This is a genomic window from Streptacidiphilus carbonis (assembly GCF_000787775.1).
Taxonomy (GTDB): Bacteria; Actinomycetota; Actinomycetes; order Streptomycetales; family Streptomycetaceae; genus Streptacidiphilus; species Streptacidiphilus carbonis.
Genome location: NZ_BBPM01000026.1, coordinates 52,054 through 58,320 on the forward strand (window position 1 = coordinate 52,054; position 6,267 = coordinate 58,320).

A 6,267-nucleotide genomic window follows, 5' to 3' on the forward strand; every position below is an offset into this window, starting at 1 on the left:
GTGCAGCGCTCGGCGGTGGCCAGCGCCTGCCGGCACTCCCCGGCCCGGGTCTGGATCCGGACCAGGGCGACCAGCGTGGCCAGGGTGTCCTCCACCCCCTCGGCCCCGGCCCCCGGGTCGAGCAGCGCGGTGACCCGGCGCCGGGCCTGCGGCACCCGGTCGGCGTCGAGTTGGGCCAGCGCCAGCCGGCGCAGCAGGCTGCCGCTCTGCTCGGCCGCGGCCAGGTGCAGCGCCAGTTCCAGGGCCGCGTCGGCGGCCACCGGGTTGCCGCGCAGCCCCTGCACGGTGGCGACCAGCCCCAGCGCCTCCACCCGGGTGGCCCGGTCGTGCGCGGTGAAGGCGAGGGCGGCGGCCCGCTGCGCCTCGGTCGCGGCGGTGCCGGTCCGGCCGCCCAGCAACTCCCGGACGGCGGACCAGAAGTACAGCGGCGCCAGCAGCGCGGGGTCCTCCCCGGCGTCGGCCAGGCCGCCCTGGATCAGCCCGCCCGCCTCGTCCAGCGCCTGGCCCACGGTCTCCAGCAGGATCATCCGGGCCCGGACCCGCTCGGCCGGGTCGGCCGAGTCGGTCAGCACTCCGGCGGCGGCGCTGCGGGCGTCCTCGTGCCGTCCGGCGTCGGCGGCGTGGGCCGCGGCGGCCAGCAGCCGCGCGGTGCGGCGCTGCCGGTCGGCCGCGGGGGTGTGCTCGGCGGCGAGGGCGGTGAGCTCGTAGGCGGTGTCGGGTTCGCCGCGGTGCCGGGCCACATCGGCCGCCGCGGCGAGCGCGTCGGCGACCTCGGCGTCCTCGCGGGGGCGGGCCAGCGCCAGGTGCCGGGCCCGGGCGACGGGCTCCGCGGTGGCCTCGGCCAGGGCGGTGTGGACGGCGATCCGCTCCCGCAGCAGCGCCTCCGCCCGCAGCGCCGCGCCGAGCAGCGGGTGCCGCAACCGTATGCGGCCGTGGGCGGCGACGCCGACCAGGCCCAGCCGTTCGGCCTCGGCCAGCGCCGCGACCGGATCGGCGACGCCGGCGGCGTGCAGCAGGCCCAGGGTGGGCTCCGGCGAGCAGGCGGCCAGCAGCAGCGCGGAGCGGGACCGCGGCGGCAGGGCGCGGGTGGGGGCGAGCAGCAGATTGCGCAGCCGCCGGGGGATCGGCGGCTCCTCAGCCGCCCAGCGGCTCCGGTCCGAACGTCGGCGGTTGGCCGTGGCGAGGGCCAACTCCCGTGCGTAGAAGGGGTTCCCGGCAGCCAGTTGCTGGATCCGGCGCAGCTCCCTGGCGGAGGGCGCCGTGCCGTGACGGCTGATCAGCTCCTCGATCGCCTCCTCGGCGAGCGGGGGGACGGCGAGTTCCACCGCGGTCGGCGGGCAGAGCCGGTTGCGCAGGGCCGACTCGCCGGAGCCGGTCCGCTCTGCGGCGGCCACGGTGACGGCCAGCGTGCCGGCCCGGCGGGTCAGGAAGGAGAGCAGGGCGGCACTGGGCAGGTCGAGGTCCTGCAGCCCGTCCAGGACCAGCAGCACGGAGGCCTCGGCGGCCAGCGTCCGCAGCAGCCGGACCGCGGCCGTGTGCAGGGCCAGCCGCTCCTGCGGGGCGGTCGGCGGGGTGTGCAGCAGCAGCGGCGGGTGCTGCGCGAGCAGGTCGGCGGGCACCCCGGACAGCAGGTCGCACAGGCCGGCGTAGGGCAGCACCGACTCCTCCGGCACCGGCCCGCAGCGCAGCACCAGGCCTCCGGCGGCAGCGGACTCCGCGGCGAGGGCGTCCAGGACCACGCTCTTGCCGATCCCGGCGGGCCCGGTGAGCAACAGTCCCCGGTCCGGCCGGAGCGCGGCCCGGGCCTCGGTGAGCAGCGCGTCCCGGCCGATCGGAGGCGTGCCGCTGCTCGGTACTGGTTGCATGGAACCGTCCGTCCTCCTGGGTACCCCGCCGCGCCCCCACCACGCCATGGACCTGACATTGAACCGTCAATGAATCCCAGCGCGCCGGGGGCGCGGCGTCAAGAAGGCATACGAATGATTCCGGTAGTACGGAGTGCCGGTGGTAGGGGGCGCCGGTAGGAGGGGGTGTCAGACCCGGTCGGCGGCGATCAGGAGGTACTGGAAGCTGCCGTCCTTGTAGGCGCTGAGGAAGGCCTCCTCGATGCCGGTGGCCAGCGAGGACCGGGCGCGCAGCTCCCAGTAGGGGATGGTGGCGGCGGTGAGGTCGACCACGTTGACCGGGACCAGGCGGTTGGCCGCCATCTCGCGGAAGTAGCTGCCGCGCGAGTGGATGTCGCAGATGTAGTGCGCGTTGATCTGGCTGACGGCCCGGGACGGCAGGCCGTAGGTGTCGTTGTAGCAGCCGGTGATGGTGACGTACCGGCCACCGCGGGCCAGCAGCCGGGAGTACTCCGCGAACAGCAGCGAGAGGTCCACGTACATGGTGCTCTCGTTGTTCCAGATGCCCCGGAAGGAGCCCGACTCGAAGCCGGTGTCCAGCATGTTCTTGAGGTGGAACCGCACCTTGTCGGCCACCCCGGCCTTCCGTGCCTGCTCGTTGGCGAAGGCCACCTGGGTCTCGGAGATGGAGACGCCGTCCACCCGGCAGCCGAACCGCCGGTGCGCCACGAAGCTCCCGCCGCCGCGGCCCGAGCCGGAGTCCATCAGCCGGTCCTCGGGGGTGATCCGGCCGAGGTGGTCGGCGAGCAGGTCCGCCTGGGCGCACTCCAGCCGGTGCAGTTCCTTGACGGTCCGTTCCTCGCGGGTCTCCTCGGGGCCCTCCAGCACGGACCGGTCCGCCTCGCCGATGCCGTAGTGATGGTGGTAGGTCCCGTCCACCTCGCCCAGCCGCAGGTTGACCGGGTTCCGCTCGGCGTTCCAGTACGAGGCGACGGAGCGCTGGTAGGGGCTGGCGAGGACGGGGGAGTCCTGAGTGGTGGTCAAGTCGGATGCCTTCCGGTCGGGTTCGGGGGTCATGACTGCGCCGCGGGGGCGTGGTAGCGGGGGCTGGTGGCGTGCCATTCCTTGCTGCCGCCCATCCAGGCCCACAGCCCGGCCAGGAAGCGCCGGAGCTGCGGCGAGCCGACGGCGCTGAGCAGGGCGGCCTCCGCCTCGATGGTGTGCATCAGCTCGTCGTGGATCCGAGCCGTGCGGTCGACCGCCTCCTGCAGCGAGCACTGCTCCTCGGCGGCGATGAGGTTCGGCAGGTTGGTGTCGGTGGGGTCTTCCTTGCTCATCGAGTAGAGGTCGTTCAGCAGCACGCTCGCGGTGCCGGCGTAGAGGTAGGTGCGGCGCACCCGGGCGTCCGCGAACTCGTGGGCGGGCAGCTCGTAGCCGCCGATCGGGTCGATCAGGACCATGCAGGGGAAGAAGGCGTTCTCGTAGCGGTGCAGCAGGTACTCCCAGACCGCCGGGGTCCGGCCGGAGGAGCGCCACTGGGCCTCCTGGGAGTAGCCCACGAACATCACGGCCAGCTCGTGCCGCAGCCGGGCCACCTGGGTGGGGGTGGCGATCCCGGTGAGGTGGTCCAGGCAGGAGCGGAAGGCGCGGAGCACCGGCTCCTGCCGGACCACCTGCTCGAACTGCGCGAGATACCGGCCCGGCAGCCGGACCGGGTCCACCACCGCATGGGTCAGCGCCAGCCGGTGGCCGAGGAGTTCGGGGGTGGTGTCCTCGCCCTCGTCGACCCAGTGGTCGTCGACGGCCCATTCGGCCAGCCCGCAGCGGGCCGCCACCAGCAGGCGGTCGGGGTCGTCGCAGTCGGGGTGGGCGAGCATGAACAACCGTCCGAACTGGTGCGACCGCAGCCGCTCCAGCCGTCCCCGGAACAGTCCGACCTCCTCGGCCCAGTCGACCAGCCGGTTGTTGACCTCCTCGCCGAGCGCGGGGTCGTCGCGCACGGCGTCGGGGCAGTGCAGCGGCGGGACCCGGACGGGGGCTTCAGCCGTCGCGGCCGGCTGGTTTGTGCCGTTCGCTTCGTTCGCCCGGTCCGGCTCGTCCCCGGTGGGGCGACGGGCGTGCGGGAAGCGCGCCGCGGAGGTGCCCAATCCGGTCGGTCCGGTCCCGATCACGTTGGAACGGGCATGCTCGATCGCCGGCAATTCCGGACCGGGTTGGGAAACGCGGTCGAAAAGCGCCACACGGTCTCCTTCGCTCAGATGTGCCATGGATGTCAACTCCCCCTGGAACAAGGATTTCCTGGGGTTGGGCATCCGAATCGGGCGTCGGCGAACCATGGTGCGCAAAACCCGGCGCAATGGGAGCGGGAGAGGGCGTGCCGCCCGGAATTCACCACCGCCGGACGGGGTTTGCCAGGGAGTTCAGCCGGGCTGCGACCAGCGGTGCTCCACCTTGGCCAGCCGCCAGTAGCCCAGCGCGCAGGCCCACACCGCGACGAAGAGTCCGACGATGACGAAGCCGACGTTGTTGAGGTTGACGCCGGAGATCCAGTTGCTGACCGGGTCGTCCAGACCGAGCTGGTCGTGGAGCACCCCGACCAGTTCGATGGTGCCGATCAGAAAGGCCACCGCGATGGAGAGGCCGGTGATGGTGAGGTTGTAGTAGACCTTCCGCACCGGGTTGGAGAACGCCCAGTGGTAGGCGAAGTTCATGAAGGTGCCGTCGAGGGTGTCGAACAGGCTCATCCCGGCGGCGAACAGCAGCGGCAGGCACAGGATCGCGTACCAGGGCAGCCCGGCCGCGGCGCCCGAGCCGGCCATCACCATCAGGGTGACCTCGGTGGCGGTGTCGAAGCCGATGCCGAAGAGCAGGCCGATCGGGTACATCTGGCCGGGGCGGGTGATGGACCTGGTGAGCCGGCCCAGGATGCGGTTCATGAAGCCGCGGCTGTCCAGGTGCTTCTCCAACTCGTGCTCGTCGAACTGGCCCTGGCGCATCGCCCGGAACACCCGGTGGATGCCGAACAGGGAGACCAGGTTGAGCGCGGCGATCAGGTAGAGGAAGCCGCCGGAGACGCTGGTGCTGACCACGCCCAGGGCCTGGTGGGTGCTGGAGGAGTCATCGGTCACGGTGCCGGCGAACCGGGCCCCCGCGGCGATGCCCGCGGCCAGCACCACGACGATGGTGGAGTGGCCCAGGGCGAACCAGAAGCCGACCGAGATCGGACGCTTGCCGTCGGCCATCAGCTTGCGGGTGGTGTTGTCGATGGCGGCGATGTGGTCCGCGTCGAAGGCGTGCCGCATGCCCAGGGTGTAGGCGGTGACGCCGAGCCCGAGGCCGAAGACCTGCTTGCCGACGGTGTAGTGGTGCGGGGCCACCATGACGGCCAGGATCCCGAAGGCGACCACATGCAGGGCGGCGATCACCGCCATCAGTCCGCCGGTGCGTATCCAGTCCCGGCGTTCCCAGCGGAGCACCGGCAGAGCGGACTTCTCGGACGCCATGGGCGTTTTGGGCATGGTCATGTAGGGGCAGCCTCTCCAGCACCTCGTGGACAGTGGTCGTGCGGTGCCGTGGCCGGTCTCCTGGCTGACGGGTACTCCGATCTCCCGGGGAGCGACCCCGTACCCCCACGTGAATCCCGCGCGTGGCGGGCGTGAGAAGGGTGGACTCCCCTGCGGTCGACCGGAGAAGTGCCCCGCTCCCGGCCTTCCCAGGTGCGCGAACGCGCCCAGTGGCCGCCTGTTCCCCGGTGGAGGGGCAGGTACGGTGCGGAGCTTTCCCGATCACAGTGGCGAGGGCCGCTCCGGTCTGCTGCCCCTGAGGGCAGGTCACCGGTCTTCCCGAACACCACGGCTGAACCACCGTAGGGGCGCGGGGCCACATCAACAAGCCTGCACAGCTGTGCAGGTGTTGCATCTCACTCCGGTTCTGCGGTGAAGTGGGGCGCATGCATCTGGTCCCCGAGGAGCGCGCGCACCGGCGCACCATCGACGAGCACACCGTCTGCGAGGCCATCGAGGGCATCGGCGACACCGCCCGGATCGCCGAGTGGGCCTCGCGCTTCGCGCTGCTGGGCGAGCCAGGCCGGCTCGCGCTGCTGCTGGCGGTGCACCACGGCGGCCCGATCGCCGTCACCGACCTGGCCATCGCCACCGGGATCGCCGACACCGCGGTCTCCCAGATGCTGCGGCTGCTCCGCGCCTCGGGAACGGTCACCCCGGAGAAGGACGGGCGCGTCGTCCGCTACCGGCTCACCGACGCCCGGACGGCCGCGCTGCTCGACTCACTGGGAGCGCCCGCGGCGGCAGCGGCGGCAGCGGCTTCCGCCGCAACGACGGAACGGGCCGCCGCCGGCGGCTGACCCCGGGGGGTCCGTACCGCCGGCGGCGCCCGCCGCCCACCGCTGCTTTCCGCTCACGCC

The 6,267-nt window shown here is 72.8% G+C and carries 5 protein-coding genes; 1 reads left to right on the forward strand and 4 read right to left on the reverse strand.

Annotated elements, in window-relative coordinates:
- The 4 genes from TR46_RS42470 to nicT form a co-directional block, all read right to left on the reverse strand.
- A partial coding sequence (locus TR46_RS42470) for an ATP-binding protein (protein ID WP_161790173.1) occupies positions 1-1,865 on the reverse strand: 1,865 nt, incomplete at its 3' end.
- A gap of 168 nt (positions 1,866-2,033) precedes the next feature.
- A complete protein-coding gene (locus TR46_RS21055) occupies positions 2,034-2,921 on the reverse strand; it encodes a geranyl diphosphate 2-C-methyltransferase (protein WP_042403560.1) in 888 nt (295 codons plus the stop codon).
- A complete protein-coding gene (locus tag TR46_RS21060; protein WP_236655417.1) occupies positions 2,918-4,015 on the reverse strand; it encodes a family 2 encapsulin nanocompartment cargo protein terpene cyclase in 1,098 nt (365 codons plus the stop codon). Before TR46_RS21060 ends, TR46_RS21055 begins: the two co-directional genes overlap by 4 nt.
- 249 nt (positions 4,016-4,264) lie before the next feature.
- Positions 4,265-5,368: a Nickel transporter NicT gene (gene nicT, locus TR46_RS21065; RefSeq protein ID WP_042403562.1), complete on the reverse strand. Its 1,104-nt coding sequence runs from the start codon at positions 5,366-5,368 to the stop codon at positions 4,265-4,267.
- A gap of 425 nt (positions 5,369-5,793) precedes the next feature.
- Here nicT and TR46_RS21070 point away from each other — a divergent pair, with 425 nt between their 5' ends.
- Complete coding sequence (locus tag TR46_RS21070) at positions 5,794-6,207, forward strand: ArsR/SmtB family transcription factor (RefSeq protein ID WP_084718790.1); 414 nt, start codon at positions 5,794-5,796, stop codon at positions 6,205-6,207.
- The last annotated feature ends 60 nt before the right edge of the window (positions 6,208-6,267 follow it).

What these genes read in the sequence shown, in the direction of transcription:
- TR46_RS21055 (WP_042403560.1), bottom strand. Translation starts at nt 2,921, where the DNA reads ATGACCCCCGAACCCGACCGGAAGGCATCCGACTTGACCACCACTCAG.
- nicT (WP_042403562.1), bottom strand. Translation starts at nt 5,368, where the DNA reads ATGACCATGCCCAAAACGCCCATGGCGTCCGAGAAGTCCGCTCTGCCG.
- TR46_RS21070 (WP_084718790.1), top strand. Translation starts at nt 5,794, where the DNA reads ATGCATCTGGTCCCCGAGGAGCGCGCGCACCGGCGCACCATCGACGAG.